Consider the following 15,538-nt stretch of genomic DNA (forward strand, 5'->3'; position numbering starts at 1 on the left):
CGGTCCTGCCGCGGGTCATGTGGCCGCTCCTGTGGACGGGGTTCGCCGATGAGCCGGGTCATTGCCGGGGTGGCCGGAGGCAACCCCCTGATCAGCGTGCCCGGCAACGCCACGCGGCCCACCACGGATCGCGTCAAGGAGGCACTGTTCTCACGGCTGGACGCGTTCGACGTCGTGGACGGCACCCGGGTGCTGGACCTCTACGCCGGCTCCGGATCGCTGGGCATCGAGAGCGCCAGCCGCGGCGCCGCCACGGTGGAGCTCGTTGAGTTCGATGCCCGCGCCAGCGAGGTCTGCCAGCGCAACGCGGACATGGTCAACCAGGTCCTGGGCGGCAAGAGAGTCTCCGTGCACCGCGCCCGGGTGGAGTCGTTCCTGGAGCGCGCCGCCGAGGACGTGCGTTGGGACCTCGTGTTCCTGGACCCGCCCTACCCGCTCGACGAGCTGGCACTGAACGCCGTCCTGAGCAAGCTCGCGCCGCATCTGGAGGAGGCCGCCGTCGTGGTGGTGGAGCGCTCGGCCCGGACGGCGGAACCGGACTGGCCCGCATCCATGGAGCGCTTTGCCGAGAAGAAATACGGCGAGACGCGGCTCTGGTTCGCGGAACCCACGGTGGACATTGTCCCTGAGCCGTCGTCGGAAGATACCCCAAGGGACTAGTCCGAGATCCGATCCAGTTCCACGCCGCTCAGAACCGCGGCGGGGTGCGGGCCGCGCGCCAGGAGCTCTGCGGTCCAGGTGGCGGGCCACGGCCAGGGCGTGCCTACCAGGATGATGTTGCCCGGGTACCGGCCGGCGAACATGCCGCTTTCGGCGAACGCGCCAACATCGGGCATGGCCCGGCGCATGGCCGCGACCTGGCTGCGCACCAGTGTCAGCCCCGGCTCGTCGCCCACGTTGACGATGAGTACGCCGTCGGGCCGGAGCCGGGCGGCAGCCGCCGCATAGAACTCCGTGCACGCGATGTGCTCCGGCGCCTCGGGTCCGGAGAAGATGTCAAGGATCACGACGTCGAAGCGGAGTTCCGCAGGCAGCTCGGCGAGGGCGTCGCGGGCGTCGCCGATGTGTGTGTGCAGCCGGGTACCGTCGGGCATCGGCAGTTTCTGGAGGACGAAGTCCAGCAGTTCGCGCTCGAGCTCCACGGCGTACTGTTCGGAGCCGGGACGCGTGGCCTGGATGTACCGGGCCAGGGTCAGTGCGCCGGCGCCCAGGTGCAGGGCGGCGATGGGGGCACCCGCGGGTGCGGCGAGATCCACCACGTGGCCGATCCGGCGCAGGTACTCGTAGAAGATCTCGGCTGGCTCCCCGACATTCACGTGCGACTGCTGTGCGCCGCCGATGCTCAGGATGTAGGCGCCGTCGATCAGGGAGTCGGCTTCGATGGCCGCGTGCTGGCCGGTGGTCCGCAGGAAGCGGGAGGCCTCGTGGCCGCCGGGGCTGGTACGGCTCAGAGCTTGTCCCGCAGGGTGGCGAGCCGGGAGGCTGCCTCCTCGAGGACCTCGGTTTTCTTGCAGAAGGCGAAGCGGAGCAGGCTGCGCGTGCGCTCGGCGCCCTCGGGGTGGCAGAAGACGGGGACGGGGATGGCGGCCACGCCCACCAGCCCGGGGAGCCGCCGGGCCAGGTCCACCGAGTCGGTGATGCCCAGCGGGGCCGTGTCCACATTGATGAAGTAGGTGCCTTTGGGGCTGTAGACGCCGAAGCCGGCCGCGGTGAGCCCTTCGGCCAGGATGTCTCGCTTGTGCTGCAGGGTGCTGGCGATGCCCGTGTAGAAATCGTCCGGCAGGCCCAGTCCCACGGCGATGGCCCCCTGGAACGGCGTGCCCGAGCTGTACGTCAGGAACTGCTTCACGGTGCGGACAGCCGCCACCAGCTGCTGCGGACCGCTGAGCCAGCCGATCTTCCAACCGGTGAAGGAAAAGGTCTTGCCGGCGGAGGAAATCGTGATGGTACGTTCGGCGGCACCCGGGATGGTGGCCACGGGAAGGTGCTTGACGCCGAAGGTCAGGTGCTCGTAGACCTCGTCGCTGATGATCAGGGCGCCGTACTTCGTGGCGAGTTCTACGATGCGGCTGAGGACCTCGCGGGGGAAGACCGCGCCGGTGGGGTTGTGCGGATTGTTCAGCAGCACCGCTTTGGTGCGGGAACTGAAGGCCGACTCGAGGGCGTCCAGGTCCGGCATGAAGTCGGGGGCGAGCAGCGGGGCGGTGACGTGCCTGCCGCCGGCCATGCCGATGATGGCGCCGTACGAGTCATAGAAGGGCTCGAAGGTCAGGACCTCGTCCCCGGGTTCGATGAACGCCAGCAGGGCAGCTGCGATGCCCTCGGTGGCGCCCGTGGTGACGATGACTTCCGTCTCGGGATCCGGCGTCAGGCCGTAGAAGCGCTGCTGGTGGGCCGCGACAGCCTCGCGCAGGACAGCCAAGCCCTTGCCCGGGGCGTACTGGTTGACCCCGGCGGCGATCGCGGCCTGCGCGGCCGCCTTGATTTCCGCGGGGCCGTCCTCATCCGGGAAGCCCTGGCCGAGGTTGATGGCACCGGCCGACAGGGCGAGCATGGTCATCTCCTCGAAGATGGTCACGCCGAGGCCGCCGTTCGGGGAGAGCAGGTTGGCGCCCGTTGCGGCGCGTTGCCACGGGGCTGGAGAAGTCTCGGATGATGTGGCCGGGCTCGTCACTGTCTGTGTTGCCTTCCTGCACGGCGGATCCGGCCAGTCCGGTCCGCCATTCCAGCCATGGTATCCCGCCCGCCGAATGGGGTAGGTTCAGATCATGAGACGTGCGGTATGCCCTGGATCCTTTGACCCCATCCACAACGGACATCTCGAAGTCATCGCCCGGGCAGCAGGGCTGTTCGACGAAGTCATCGTCGCCGTGTCCACCAACTATGCGAAGAAATACCGCTTCGGCCTGGAAGAGCGCATGGACATGGCGCGGGAAACCCTGGCCTCCCTGCGCGGCATCATCGTCGAACCCATGGGCGAGGGCCTCCTCGCCGAATACTGCAAGCACCGCGGGATCTCCGCCATCGTCAAGGGCCTGCGTTCGTCCTCCGATTTCGACTACGAGCTGCCCATGGCCACCATGAACCGCCAGCTCAGCGGCGTCGAGACCGTCTTCCTGCCCGCGGAATCGCACTACCTGCACCTGTCCTCCACGCTCATCAAAGAGGTCAACGCCCTGGGCGGGGACATCTCCGACTTCGTGCCCAAATCCGTGCTGAAGCGCCTCCTCGCCGGCGAGCCTCCAGCAGAGCAGCCCCGCAAAGGGTAGGCTGTACCGGTACCTCTCCGCCGCACACGCGGTGCTCGATGCGGATCCATTCGGGAATCACCTTCCCAGCGGCCCCGGTTTGAGTCCTTTCGCGTGATCGGGCTAAGATGGTACGTCGGTCATATGTTCTACAGGAGTTCTCATCAAGCGAGATGCAAGTTCGCCCTTGGCGCTGGTAGTCAAGGACCTTGGACGCAGTCCAGGGACCATGCGGACACTCAACGAACATGTACCTGCACCAAGTGACCTTGGTGTGGCACTCATTGGCGTGAAGGAAGGCTCGGACATCGAGCTGGACCTCAGGCTTGAGGCCGTACACGAAGGAATTCTGGTATCCGGATCCGTAAGCGTCGAAGTTTCCGGCGAATGCGGTCGATGCCTGGATCCCCTTGCGTATGACCTTGAGGTCAATGTGCAAGAACTTTTCTTCTACGAAGGCATCGAGCTTTCCGATGAAGAAGACGATGAAGAGCAACGTCGAGTCGAGCACGATCTGATCGATCTTGAGCCGGTGTTGCGGGACGCAGTGGTTACCATGCTGCCGTTCCAGCCGGTGTGCCGGGAAGACTGCCAGGGCCTTTGCTCCGAATGCGGAGTACGCCTGGAAGACGAGCCGGGGCACCACCACGAGGTCATTGATCCTCGCTGGGCTGCCCTAGCTGACCTGGCTAAGACTGACCGGCAAACTGATTAGTAAGTGTTCGACTAAGAGAGAAATGAGATAGCCGTGGCTGTTCCCAAGCGGAAAATGTCTCGCGCAAACACACGCGCCCGCCGTGCCCAGTGGAAGGCAACTGCCCCCGCCCTGGTCAAGACCATCGAAAACGGCCAGGTTGTTTACAGCCTGCCGCACCAGGCAAAGGTCGTTACCGACTCCGCCGGCACTGCGCTGTTCCTTGAATACAAGGGACGCAAGGTCGCAGACGCCTAATCTGCCGCACAGGCTGACAAAGGATGTCTTCAACTGAAGAGCTTCTGAAGCGTCTCGGTGTCTCTATTGACGCCGAGACGCTTCGTCTTGCTCTGACACATCGCTCATACGCGTATGAGAACGGCGGGATTCCCACCAACGAGCGCCTCGAGTTCCTCGGCGACTCCATCCTGGGCTTCTCCGTGACCGACTCGCTGTACCGTGACAACCCCGGACTGCCCGAAGGCGACCTCGCCAAGCGGCGCTCCGCCGTCGTCAGCACCAGGGCCCTTGCCGGCATCGGCCGGGAACTGGGCATCGGCGAGTACATCTACCTCGGGCAGGGCGAAAGGCTCACTGACGGCAAAAACAAGGCCTCCATCCTGGCCGACACCATGGAAGCGCTGATCGGGGCCACCTACCTCTCGAACGACATCGAGACCGCACGCCAACTGGTCATGCGCCTGGTGGGCCCGCTTCTCCTGGACGCCGCAGCCCTTGGCGCGGGAACGGACTGGAAGACCAGCATCCAGGAACTGGCCGCAAGCCGGCAGCTCGGCTCCGTGCAGTACGCCGTGAATGGCTCCGGCCCGGACCACGCCCGCACCTTCGTGGCGGAACTCCTGATCGGCGGCACGTCCTACGGCAACGGCTCCGGGCATTCCAAGAAGGAAGCCGAACAGGAAGCCGCTGCGGACGCCTGGCGCACGCTCACGGCCCAGGACAAGACGGCCCAGGACAGTGCCGCGGCCGGTCCTGCCTCCGCCTGAGCCATGCCCGAACTTCCCGAAGTCGAAGTGGTGCGCCGCGGCCTGGCCCGCTGGGTGCGCGGCCGCACCATCACCTCCGTGGACGTCCTGGACCCCCGGTCCATTAGGCGCCACGGCCTGGGCGCCGAAGACTTCATCGGCAACCTCGAACGCGCCACAGTCCTGGACGTTGTCCGCCGCGGAAAATTCCTCTGGATGCCGCTCGCCATGGAAGTTTCCGACGGCGAAGGCTCCGACGGCGTCGAACCGTCCGGCGGGAGCGACGGCGGCGGGCCGCTTCCCGACGTCATTCTTCCCGGCGTCGCGCTCATGGCGCATCTGGGCATGAGCGGACAGCTGCTCATGCAGGATCCTCACGTTCCCGACGAGAAACATCTCAAGGTCAGGATCCGGCTGAGCGCCGCTGAGGGCATGCCCGAACAGCTGCGCTTCGTGGACCAACGGATCTTCGGCGGACTCTTCGTCACTGCATTGGTTCCAACCCCCGACGGCGGCCCTGGCGGACTGGGCGAAACGCCCCTCCCGGAGATTGCCGAGGAAGCCGCCCACATCGCACGGGATCCGCTCGATCCGTATTTCTCCTTCGAGGACTTCTACCGCAAGGTGAAGTCCCGCAAGACCGGGCTGAAGCGGGTGCTGCTGGACCAGTCAGTCATTTCCGGCATCGGGAACATTTACGCCGATGAAGCCCTGTGGCGGGCCGGGCTCCACTACGCCAGGCCAACGGATACGCTGCGGCGGGCCGATGCCGAACGCCTGGTGGAATCCGCCCGGGACGTCATGACGGACGCCCTGGCCGCCGGCGGCACCAGCTTCGACTCCCTGTACGTCAACGTCAACGGTGATTCCGGCTACTTCGCCCGGTCCCTGAACGCCTACGGGCGCACCGGCGAACCGTGCAGCCGCTGTGCCGCCGCCGGACTCGTCAGCATCATCAAACGCGAACAGTTCATGAACCGTTCCTCCCACACCTGCCCGGTGTGCCAGCCCCGGCCGCGGAACGGGCGCTGGTAGCCGCAGCGTGCGCATCAGATTTGAACGGGACCGGCCACTCAGGAGAACCGAAGCACCTTGCATCTGAAAAGTTTGACCGTCCGCGGATTCAAGTCGTTTGCGTCAGCCACGACCTTCGACTTCGAGCCCGGCATCACCGCCGTCGTCGGCCCTAACGGCTCGGGCAAGTCCAATGTGGTGGACGCCCTCGCCTGGGTCATGGGCGAGCAGGGCGCCAAGACCCTGCGCGGCGGCAAGATGGAAGACGTCATTTTCGCCGGAACCTCCGAACGCCCGCCCCTGGGCCGTGCCCACGTCTCGCTGACCATCGACAACACGGACGGTGCCCTGCCGATCGACTACAGCGAAGTGACCATTTCCCGCACGCTGTTCCGCGCCGGCGGCTCTGAATACGCCATCAACGGCGCCGCCTGCCGCTTGCTGGACATCCAGGAACTGCTCTCCGACTCCGGGCTGGGCCGGGAAATGCACGTGATCGTGGGCCAGGGACAGCTGGACCGGGTCCTGCACGCCACCCCGGAGGACCGCCGCGGCTTCATCGAGGAAGCCGCCGGGATCCTCAAGCACCGGCGCCGCAAGGAAAAAACGGTCCGGAAGCTTGAAGCCATGCAAGCCAATCTTGCTAGGTTGGGGGACCTGACCACCGAGATCCGCCGCCAGCTGACACCCCTCGGCAAGCAGGCGGAGATCGCCCGCCGCGCCCAGACCGTCCAGTTCGACGTCCGGGATGCCAAGGCCCGGCTGCTGGCCGACGATCTCGTCAGCCTCAGCAGTGCACTGGCCCAGGACGACGCCGACGAGACAGCCCTCAAGGAGCGCCGCACCGCCGTCGAAACCGGACTCGGTACCGGACGCCGGCGCCAGGCCGAGCTGGAACAGCACGCCGGCGAGGCAACCCCCCTGCTCAATGCCGCCCGCGACAACTGGTACCAGCTCTCCGCGGGCCGCGAACGGCTGCGTTCCCTGGGCTCGCTCGCGGCCGAGCGCCGCCGCCTGCTCGGCTCCTCCGAGGCCGCCCCGGACAGCGGCCGCGACCCCCAACATCGCGACCCCCAACACCTCGACCGCCAGGCTGCGAAGGCACGCCAGGAACAGGCCGCCCTCGAACACGACATCCTCGCCAAGCGCGCCGCGCTTCTGGAGGCCACGGTGGCCAAGCAGGAAGCGGAACGCCTTGCCGCGGAGGAGGACAAGCGCCTCACCGCCATGCTGCGCGCTGCCGCCGACCGCCGGGAGGGCCTCGCGCGGCTTGCCGGGCAACTCGGGGCCGCCCGCTCCCGCGCCGAGGCGGCGGAATCCGAACGCGGCCGGCTTCGGGAATCCCTGGCTGCAGGCGAGGAACGCCGGCGCCAGGCGCAGAGTGAATTCACGGCCCTCGAGTCGGATGTGGCCGGGGCCGAAGACGGCGAAGAGAGCCTGGACGCGGAATACGAGGAAGCAACCGCACTCCTGGCCGGGATGGACGCGGAGATCGAGGCCCTCAAGGCGGCCGAGCGGCAGGATCTGCGCCAACTCGATTCCCTCACGGCCCGCCGCGATGCCCTGCAGCTGGGCCTGAGCCGGAAGGACGGTTCGGAACGCCTCCTGGCATCCGCGCACCCCGGTGTCCTGGGGCCTCTCGCCTCCCTCCTTGCCGTGGAGCCGGGCTACGAAACCGCCGTGGCGGCCGCCCTCGGCGGCGCCTCCGATGCCGTGGTCGTGGCGGACGGCGACGGCGCCATCGCGGCCGTGCAGCTCCTGAAGGATGACGACGCCGGCCGTGCCGCCCTGCTGCTGGCCGAAGCGCCGGGACACACCCACGACCCGGCGGGAGCGCCCGAACTGCCCGACGGCGCCCGCTGGGCCAGCGAACTCGTCACCCCCTCCGGAACCGGCGCCTGGGGCGCCGTCGCGCTCCTGGCCCGCACCGCCGTCGTCGACGACCTCGGCGCCGCAGCCCGGCTCATCGCAGGGCTTCCGCGTCTGACCGCCGTGACGCGCGCGGGCGACGTGTTCACGGCACTGACCGTCAGCGGCGGTTCCGCCACCGCACCCTCGCTGCTGGAAATCCAGGCGGCAGTGGACGACGCCGGCGCCCGGCTTGCGGAAGTGGCCGCAGGGCTTGAACGGGGACGCTTCGCCCTGGCCGGCGCCGAAGCCCGCCGCGCCGAAGCTCGGGAACGCGCCGAAGCGGCCCTGGGGAAACTGCACGACTCCGATGCCCGCCTGGCCGCCGTCGCCGAACGGCTGGGGCACCTGAACTCCCTGCTCCGCAACGCCGTGGGTGAAAGCGAGCGCCTCGCGGCTTCGCTGGCCCGTGCCGAGGCCAACATTGCCGAGGCCCAACTCGCCCTGGACGTGGCAGCCGAACGGCTCAGCGCCGCGCAGGAAGCCCCCGACGACGAGCCCTCCACCGAGGAACGGGACGCCCTGGCCGCCGCCGCTGCCGCTGCCCGCTCCCAGGAGATGGAGGCCCGGCTCGCCCTCCGCACGGCAGAGGAACAACTGGGTGCCATCGGCAGCAGGGCCGCTTCACTGGAGCGCGCAGCCGACGCCGAACGCCGCGCACGCGAGGAAGCCGCCCGTCGGGCCAGGATCCGGCGAGCCCAGGCCGAACGCGCCGCCGCCGTGGCCTCCGCCGTGGAACAAGCCATCCGTTTCATCGATGTGTCCGTGGACCTCGCCGGCCAGGAACGGGACCGGGCGGAGCAGGAACGCGAGCTGCGCGAAGCGGAACTCACCGCGGTCCGCGCCGGCAACGACGCCCTGGCACGGGAACTGGCCGAACTGACGGACTCCGTGCACCGCGATGAACTGGCCCGCGCCCAACAGCGCCTCCGGATCGAGGCCCTTGAGAACCGCGCCGTGGAGGAACTCGGGCTCTCCGCCGGGCAGCTCATTGCCGACTACGGCCCCCAGCAGCCGGTTCCGGTTCCGGCCGGCGCCGGCGACAAATGGGCCGAACTCCACGCACCGGTGGACGAGGACGGTGTTCCGCTGCCGCAGGGGATCCCGTTCGTCCGGGAAGAACAGGAACGCCGGCTCAGGAAGGCCGAGCGCGATCTGGCCGCCCTCGGAAAGGTCAACCCGCTGGCCCTGGAAGAGTTCGCGGCCCTCGAGGAACGCCACCAGTTCCTGAGCACCCAACTCGAAGACCTCAAGTCCAGCCGCAAGGACCTCCTGGACATCATCAAGGAGGTGGACAACCGGGTCCAGCAGGTCTTCGCCGAAGCCTTCGCGGACACCTCCAAGCAGTTCGACCATGTCTTCGCGCGGCTTTTCCCCGGCGGCGAAGGCAAGCTTGTGTTGACCGACCCGGAAGACATGCTCACCACCGGCATCGAGGTGGAGGCGCGCCCCGCCGGCAAGAGAATCAAGCGGCTGTCCCTGCTGTCCGGCGGCGAACGGTCCCTCACCGCCGTCGCCCTGCTGGTGGCCATCTTCAAGGCGCGGCCCTCGCCGTTCTACGTCATGGACGAGGTCGAGGCCGCCCTTGACGACACCAACCTGGGCCGGCTCATCACGATCTTCGAGGAACTGCAGGAGTCCAGCCAACTGATCGTGATCACGCACCAGAAGCGCACCATGGAGGTCGCCGACGCCCTGTACGGGGTCACCATGCGCGGCGACGGCGTCTCCACGGTCATCAGCCAGCGGCTGGGCAACAGGGAGTAGAAAGCCGGGCACGGCTTTGTGAGAAGCTAGGGGAGTGAACGATCTCCTCCCCATTATCTTGTCCATTGCTGCTGCCCTCGTGGTGCTCGGCGGGCTCGTCCCGGTCCTGCTCAAGGCGCGGAAATCCGCCGCCAAGTACCCCGGAACACGCGACGCCAACGACCTCGCGACGCCGACCATAGCAGGCGGCGGGACCCTCGTGGAGGACGCCCCGGCAGCGGCCCCGGAGCGCGCGGCCCCCGCCGGCGTCGACGTCCTGGAGCCCGCCACGGCCGACGTCGAGGACGACGCCGCCGGGCTCGAAACCATCGCGGTGGAGACCCCCGCGCCGGTGGAAGGCCGGCTAACCCGGCTCCGCGCCCGCCTGCTCAAGTCCAACACCATCTTCGGCAAGGGCCTGCTGGCGCTGCTCGCGAGCGACAAGATCGACGAAAACGTCTGGGACGAAATCGAGGAGACCCTCCTCCTGGCCGACCTCGGCACGGAGCCCACCCTGCAGCTGGTGGACGCCCTGCGTGAACGCGTCAAGGTCCTGGGCACGCGCAGCCCCGAGGACGTCAAGGCGATGCTGCGTGAAGAGCTCATCAAGCTCGTGGACCCCACCATGGACCGCACCCTGCACGTGGAGCGCCACGCCGGCCGTCCCGCCGTCGTCCTCGTGGTCGGCGTCAACGGCGTCGGCAAGACCACCACCGTGGGCAAGCTCGCGCGCGTGCTCGTGGCAGAAGACAAGGACGTCCTGCTGGGCGCTGCCGACACTTTCCGTGCCGCCGCTGCGGAGCAGCTCGCCACCTGGGGCCAGCGCGTGGGCGTGCCCACCGTGAAGTCCGACATCGACGGCGCCGACCCCGCCTCCGTCGCCTACGAGGCCGTCAAAGCCGGCATCGAGCAGGAAGTCGACGTGGTCATGGTGGACACTGCCGGGCGCCTGCAGAACAAGACCGGCCTGATGGACGAACTCGGCAAGGTCAAGCGCGTCATCGAGAAGCTGGCCGAAGTGGACGAGGTCCTGCTGGTCCTCGACGCCACCACCGGCCAGAACGGCCTCAACCAGGCCCGCGTCTTCGCCGAGGTGGTCAACATCACCGGCATCGTCCTGACCAAGCTGGACGGCACGGCCAAGGGCGGCATCGTGGTCGCCATCCAGAAGGCCCTCGATGTTCCGGTCAAGCTCATCGGCCTGGGCGAAGGCCCGGACGACCTCGCACCGTTCGACGCCGAAGGCTTCGTGGACGCCCTGCTGAACTAGGTCCCCGGAGGTGGCGGGCTGCCATCAGCGCTGCAGCGGCTCCCGGGCCACGGACCAGCCTGCGGCGCACAGCACCAGCAGCGCGCCCGTTGCGGCGAACGCCCAGCCGTAGCCCAGCCCGTCGGCCAGCAGGCCCACCAGCACCGGGCCGATGATGGCTCCCGTGTCGGCCGCCATCTGGAACACCGCCAGGACCTTGCCGCCTGAGCGTCCCCTGCCGATGACATCGGCGACGGCGGCCTGCTGGGCCGGGCCCAGCACACCGGAACCGAAGCCGGCCACGGCCGAGGCCACGAAAAAGGCCGTCAGGTCCGTGGACAGGCCGATCACGCCCGTGGCCAGGCCGGTGATGATGAGGCCCGCAATCATGAGGGGCTTGCGCCCCAGGGAATCGGCCAGGCGGCCGGAGAAAGCCAAAGCCACGGCATTCCCGGCGGCGAAGATCGCCAGCGCCCACGCTGCCGTCTCCGGCCTGGCGTCCAGCACGGCCACGGCAAAGAGTGGGATGGTCGCCATGCGGACGCCGAAGGTGGCCCAGCCGTTCCCGAAGCTGGAGAACAGCGCCGCCCGGTACGCCGAGTCGCCCAGGGCCTCCTTGAAGCCCATGGCCGGCGCCGCGGCCGCCGTCCCCTCGGCCGTCCCGTCACCCCCGCGCAGCAAAGTCCGCACTACAACGGCTGCCATGACCAGTGCCGCGGCGTACGCGAGGAACGGGACCCGCAGCCCGAACCCGGCGAGCAGGCCGCCCACCACCGGGCCCAGGACGCTGCCGCTCAGGAACGCCGAGGCGTAGGCGCCGGAGACCCGGCCGCGGCGTTCCGGCGGGGCAAGGCGGATCAGCAGGCCCATGGCAGCCACGGTGAACATGACCGATCCCGCGCCGCCGAGGCCGCGGAAGATGAGCAGCTGCCAGTAGTCCTGCGCGAAGGCACACGCCGCCGTCGACGCCGCCACAATCAGCAGCCCGGAGACATAGACGTTCCGCTCGCCGAACCGTCCGATCAACACGCCGCCCGCGGGGGCGAAGAGCAGCCGCATGAACGCGAAAATGCTCACGATCACCGCGGCCGCCGTCGCACCGACGTCGAAGGTGGTGGCGAACTGGGGCAGCACCGGCGCCACCAGGCCGAAACCGAGGGCAATGAGGAACGCCGCGGCCAACATCACCTTGATATCGCGGGGCAGGGCTTCCTTTACGGGCCGGATCCCTTGGATTGCACTGGACCGGGGGCTTTGCGTCATGGAACGGGGATCCTTCAAAACTAAGCGGTCCCGTGGGATGTGGGACTCGTGAAACATATCCGTAACAAGCAAGATATGCACCATTTACTTCCGGGAGGTTGTTGTAACAGCCCGGCAATCTAATTCCCCCGCGGGTGAAACACTGCGGCACAAAACTCTTAAGCAGGACGCAAACGGCGTCAGGACAGCGGATGTACCGCAGCAGAAGCAAGGAGGACGTGCACTATGGAACTTACCGCAGCTCACGTATGGGTCATGGTAGCGGCGGCGCTGGTGCTGTTCATGACACCTGGTCTGGCATTTTTCTACGGCGGCATGACACGCGCCAAGGCAGCACTGAACATGATGATGATGAGCTTCATCTCCATCGGCATCGTGGGTGTGGTCTGGGTGCTCTGGGGCGCGTCGATGAGCTCCGGTGAAGGCTTCATGCAGATCGTGGGCAACCCCTTCGCCACGTTCGGCCTGGAGGGCATCACCACCCCGGACGGCCTGATCAGGGTCGGCTACGCGGCAACCTTCGCCATCATCACGGTCGCCCTCATCAGCGGCGCCATCGCCGACCGCGCCAAGTTCGGTGCCTGGAGCCTGTTTGTCCCGGTCTGGGTCACGCTGGTCTACTGCCCGCTGGCCTACATGGTCTGGGGCGGCGGGCTGTTCGGCCCGGAAGGCGCCATCGGCAAGGCCCTTGGCCCCGCGATCGACTTCGCCGGCGGCACCGTGGTCCACATCAACGCAGGTGTGGCGGCACTGATCCTCGTCCTGATCATCGGCAACCGCAAGGGCTTCGGCAAGGACCCCAACCACCGCCCGCACAACGTCCCGTTCGTCATGCTCGGTGCGGCCATCCTCTGGTTCGGCTGGTTCGGATTCAACGGCGGCGCAGCCACCACGGCTGAACAGGGCGGCCTGATCTGGGTCAACACCCTCGCCGCTCCGGCAGCAGCAATGCTCGGCTGGCTCATCACCGAACGCATCCGCGACGGCCACCCGACCTCCCTCGGTGCCGCCTCCGGCGTCGTGGCCGGCCTGGTCGCCATCACCCCGGCCTGCGCCAACGTCAGCCCCGTCGGCGCCCTCGCCCTCGGCCTGGTGGCCGGCATCGCCTCGGCCCTGGCGGTCGGCATCAAGTTCCGCTTCGGCTTCGATGACTCCCTGGACGTCGTCGGCGTCCACCTCGTCTCCGGCATCATCGGCACCGTGGCCCTGGGCTTCATCGCCCTCCCCACCGACGGCGTGGGCGGCGGCCTCTTCTACGGCGGCGGCCTCGCCCAGCTCTGGGCACAGCTCGCAGCAGCCGGCATCGCGATCGCCTACTCGGCCATCCTGACCCTCGTCATCGCCCTGATCATCCACAAGACCATGGGCTTCCGGGTCTCCCAGGAGCAGGAAGCAGTGGGCGTGGACCTCAGCCTGCACGCAGAGACTGCCTACGAGTTCGGCGTCGGCGGCCACGGCGGCAGCTTCCAGCCGCTGCACGACCTCATCACCGGCAAGCCCTCGGCTGACGCCAAGACGGCAGAGACCACAGAAGACAAGGAACGTGTCCAGGCATGAAGCTCATCACCGCGATTATCCGGCCGGAAAAGCTCGAAGCAGTCCGTGAAGGACTCGAAGCCTACGGAGTCCAGGGCCTGACCGTCAGCGCGGCCAGCGGCTACGGCCGGCAGCGCGGCTACACCGAGGTGTACCGCGGCGCCGAGTACAACGTGGACCTGCTCCCGAAGATCCGCGTCGAGGTCCTCGCTACGGACGAGCAGGCGGACGACATCCTGGATGTCCTCATCGCCTCCTCGAACACCGGCCGGGCCGGCGACGGCAAGGTCTGGACCGTGGACATCTTCGAGGCAGTCCGCGTCCGCACCGGCGAACGTGGCGCAGCAGCCATCTAGCTCCTGGCACGACAGCGGGCCGGGTACCTGGAAAGGTACCCGGCCCGCTTTGCTGTATCCGAAAGTTTGCTGTGTCCGGCGTGCTCAGCCCCCGACGGCGGTGGGCCAGTCCGCGGGACCGGCACTGCCGGCGTCGTACTCCTCCAGGGGGACCGAACCGCGCTGCCAGGCGTTCAGCACGGGCTCCACGATCCGCCAGCAGTCCTCCGCGGTGTCGCCGCGGACGGAAAGCAGGGGATCGCCCGTGATGACGCCTTCCAGGACTTCACCGTAGGGGAGCATGCCGGGCGCGTTGAGCTGGGCTACCAGGGTGGCGCGGTCGAGGGTGAAGATGTCCCCGGGGCCGTTCACATCGACGTCGAGCTGGAGCGTGTCCGGGCCGAAGCCGATGCGCAGCTGGTTGGGGGAGTCCACCCCGGAGAAGCCCGTGGGCAGGTGCGGCACGGGCCGGAACGTGACCACGGCCTCCTTGCGCCTGCGGCCCAGCGCCTTGCCGGAGCGCAGGATGAACGGCACGTCCTGCCAGCGCCAGTTGTCGATCTCCACACGGACCTCGGCCAGGGTCTCGGTGCTGCGGGCCGGGTCCACGCCCTCCTCGGAGGCGTAGTCCGGGACGGCGCGCTCGCCGACGGCGCCGGCGGTGTAGCGGGCCCGCCTGGTCGAGGCCCGGTAGGGTGCGGCGACGCTGCTGGCCCGCAGCACGGTGGCGATGGCGTCGCGGAGGTCGCGCTCGCCGATGGTGGCCGGGGCGTCGATGGCCAGCAGGGCCATGATGTGGAGCAGGTGGCTCTGGACCATGTCGCGCAGGGCGCCCGCGCCGTCGTAGTAGCGGGCCCTGCCCTCGAGGGCGAGGTCCTCGTCGAAGATGATCTCCACCTTCTCGATGTGGTCCCGGTTCCACACGGGCTCCAGGAACCGGTTGGCGAAGCGCAGGCCCAGGATGTTCAGCACGGTGGCCTTGCCCAGGAAATGGTCCACCCGGTGGATGTGGTCCTCCGGGACCAGTGCGGCCAGGGTCCGGTTGAGCTCGGAGGCCGATTCCGATCCGGAACCGAAGGGCTTTTCCATGACCAGCCGCGTGCCCGGAGGCAGCTGCTCGCGCCGAAGCACCTCGCAGGCCTTCTGGCTGACGTGCGGCGGCAAGGCGAAGTACACGGCCACCGGCGCCTCCAGGCCGGCCAGCAGGGAAGCCAGCGGGCCCTCGGCGGTGACGTCGAGCTGATGGTAGGCGGTGCCCGCGGCGACGCCGGCCAGGGCCTCCTTGCCGGCAGGAGCGGCGCCGTCGGTGGCCGCGGCAAAGGCGCCGCTTACGCGCTCGTGCCATTGTTCGGCGGTCCAGGGGTCCGAGCCCGCCCCCACGAGCTTCAGGCCCGCCGCGCGGCCTGTGGCGAGGAGCCCGGCGAGGCCCGGGAGCAGCAGCCTGCCCGTTAGATCGCCTGATGCGCCGAGGATGAGCAACGTTTTCACGGTAGTTTTGCTGGTCACCGTGCCAGCATGCCATCTTGAAGGTCAGGCTTGGTACCCTAGATAGTCGAGTC

Annotated in this window: 14 protein-coding genes; 10 read left to right on the plus strand and 4 right to left on the minus strand. The window is 68.2% G+C overall.

Annotation, left to right across the window (positions count from 1 at the left end):
* The first annotated feature begins 48 nt into the window (after positions 1–48).
* Positions 49–660 (plus strand): 16S rRNA (guanine(966)-N(2))-methyltransferase RsmD, encoded by a 612-nt coding sequence (gene rsmD / locus J1902_RS03390; protein WP_207614837.1) that lies wholly within the window; start codon positions 49–51, stop codon positions 658–660.
* On the opposite strand, the gene J1902_RS03395 is transcribed toward rsmD, so the two are convergent.
* Together J1902_RS03395 and J1902_RS03400 are read right to left on the minus strand one after the other, a co-directional pair.
* Positions 657–1,451 (minus strand): spermidine synthase, encoded by a 795-nt coding sequence (locus tag J1902_RS03395; RefSeq protein ID WP_207614892.1) that lies wholly within the window; start codon positions 1,449–1,451, stop codon positions 657–659. The genes rsmD and J1902_RS03395 overlap by 4 nt on opposite strands.
* Positions 1,448–2,674 (minus strand): aminotransferase class I/II-fold pyridoxal phosphate-dependent enzyme, encoded by a 1,227-nt coding sequence (locus J1902_RS03400; RefSeq protein WP_207614838.1) that lies wholly within the window; start codon positions 2,672–2,674, stop codon positions 1,448–1,450. Before J1902_RS03400 ends, J1902_RS03395 begins: the two co-directional genes overlap by 4 nt.
* A gap of 94 nt (positions 2,675–2,768) precedes the next feature.
* On the opposite strand from J1902_RS03400, the gene coaD reads away from it, so the two are divergent.
* From coaD to ftsY, 7 genes are all read left to right on the plus strand, one after another.
* Complete coding sequence (gene coaD, locus J1902_RS03405) at positions 2,769–3,269, plus strand: pantetheine-phosphate adenylyltransferase (protein WP_207614839.1); 501 nt, start codon at positions 2,769–2,771, stop codon at positions 3,267–3,269.
* A gap of 166 nt (positions 3,270–3,435) precedes the next feature.
* Positions 3,436–3,963, plus strand: a complete 528-nt coding sequence (locus J1902_RS03410; RefSeq protein ID WP_207614840.1) for a YceD family protein — start codon at positions 3,436–3,438, stop codon at positions 3,961–3,963.
* A gap of 33 nt (positions 3,964–3,996) precedes the next feature.
* Entirely contained in the window at positions 3,997–4,200 is a 204-nt protein-coding gene (gene rpmF, locus J1902_RS03415) for a 50S ribosomal protein L32 (RefSeq protein ID WP_207614841.1), read from the plus strand.
* Positions 4,201–4,223: 23 nt separating this feature from the next.
* Positions 4,224–4,949 carry a ribonuclease III gene (gene rnc, locus J1902_RS03420; protein ID WP_207614842.1) on the plus strand — a complete coding sequence of 242 codons (726 nt, stop codon included), beginning with the start codon at positions 4,224–4,226 and terminating at the stop codon, positions 4,947–4,949.
* A 3-nt stretch (positions 4,950–4,952) separates the two neighbouring features.
* Positions 4,953–5,963, plus strand: a complete 1,011-nt coding sequence (gene mutM, locus J1902_RS03425; protein WP_207614843.1) for a bifunctional DNA-formamidopyrimidine glycosylase/DNA-(apurinic or apyrimidinic site) lyase — start codon at positions 4,953–4,955, stop codon at positions 5,961–5,963.
* Positions 5,964–6,020: 57 nt separating this feature from the next.
* Positions 6,021–9,617 (plus strand): chromosome segregation protein SMC, encoded by a 3,597-nt coding sequence (smc, locus tag J1902_RS03430; protein WP_207614844.1) that lies wholly within the window; start codon positions 6,021–6,023, stop codon positions 9,615–9,617.
* A gap of 34 nt (positions 9,618–9,651) precedes the next feature.
* Positions 9,652–10,866, plus strand: a complete 1,215-nt coding sequence (ftsY, locus tag J1902_RS03435; RefSeq protein WP_207614845.1) for a signal recognition particle-docking protein FtsY — start codon at positions 9,652–9,654, stop codon at positions 10,864–10,866.
* 24 nt (positions 10,867–10,890) lie between these two features.
* On the opposite strand, the gene J1902_RS03440 is transcribed toward ftsY, so the two are convergent.
* Positions 10,891–12,108 (minus strand): MFS transporter, encoded by a 1,218-nt coding sequence (locus J1902_RS03440; protein WP_207614846.1) that lies wholly within the window; start codon positions 12,106–12,108, stop codon positions 10,891–10,893.
* A gap of 225 nt (positions 12,109–12,333) precedes the next feature.
* On the opposite strand from J1902_RS03440, the gene J1902_RS03445 reads away from it, so the two are divergent.
* Both J1902_RS03445 and J1902_RS03450 read left to right on the plus strand, forming a co-directional pair.
* Positions 12,334–13,665 carry an ammonium transporter gene (locus tag J1902_RS03445; RefSeq protein ID WP_207614847.1) on the plus strand — a complete coding sequence of 444 codons (1,332 nt, stop codon included), beginning with the start codon at positions 12,334–12,336 and terminating at the stop codon, positions 13,663–13,665.
* Positions 13,662–14,000 carry a P-II family nitrogen regulator gene (locus J1902_RS03450; protein WP_207614848.1) on the plus strand — a complete coding sequence of 113 codons (339 nt, stop codon included), beginning with the start codon at positions 13,662–13,664 and terminating at the stop codon, positions 13,998–14,000. Before J1902_RS03445 ends, J1902_RS03450 begins: the two co-directional genes overlap by 4 nt.
* A gap of 84 nt (positions 14,001–14,084) precedes the next feature.
* Here the strand turns inward: J1902_RS03450 and J1902_RS03455 are convergent, their stop codons facing one another.
* Positions 14,085–15,485, minus strand: coding sequence for a glucose-6-phosphate dehydrogenase (locus J1902_RS03455; protein WP_207614849.1), 1,401 nt, complete (start codon positions 15,483–15,485; stop codon positions 14,085–14,087).
* Between the last annotated feature and the right edge of the window lie 53 nt (positions 15,486–15,538).

The organism is Arthrobacter cavernae (assembly GCF_017368795.1).
GTDB lineage: Bacteria > Actinomycetota > Actinomycetes > Actinomycetales > Micrococcaceae > Arthrobacter > Arthrobacter cavernae.

Coding starts and splice junctions, on each gene's coding strand:
- rsmD (WP_207614837.1), top strand. CDS start 49: ATGAGCCGGGTCATTGCCGGGGTGGCCGGAGGCAACCCCCTGATCAGC.
- coaD (WP_207614839.1), top strand. CDS start 2,769: ATGAGACGTGCGGTATGCCCTGGATCCTTTGACCCCATCCACAACGGA.
- rnc (WP_207614842.1), top strand. CDS start 4,224: ATGTCTTCAACTGAAGAGCTTCTGAAGCGTCTCGGTGTCTCTATTGAC.
- mutM (WP_207614843.1), top strand. CDS start 4,953: ATGCCCGAACTTCCCGAAGTCGAAGTGGTGCGCCGCGGCCTGGCCCGC.
- J1902_RS03440 (WP_207614846.1), bottom strand. CDS start 12,108: ATGACGCAAAGCCCCCGGTCCAGTGCAATCCAAGGGATCCGGCCCGTA.
- J1902_RS03445 (WP_207614847.1), top strand. CDS start 12,334: ATGGAACTTACCGCAGCTCACGTATGGGTCATGGTAGCGGCGGCGCTG.
- J1902_RS03450 (WP_207614848.1), top strand. CDS start 13,662: ATGAAGCTCATCACCGCGATTATCCGGCCGGAAAAGCTCGAAGCAGTC.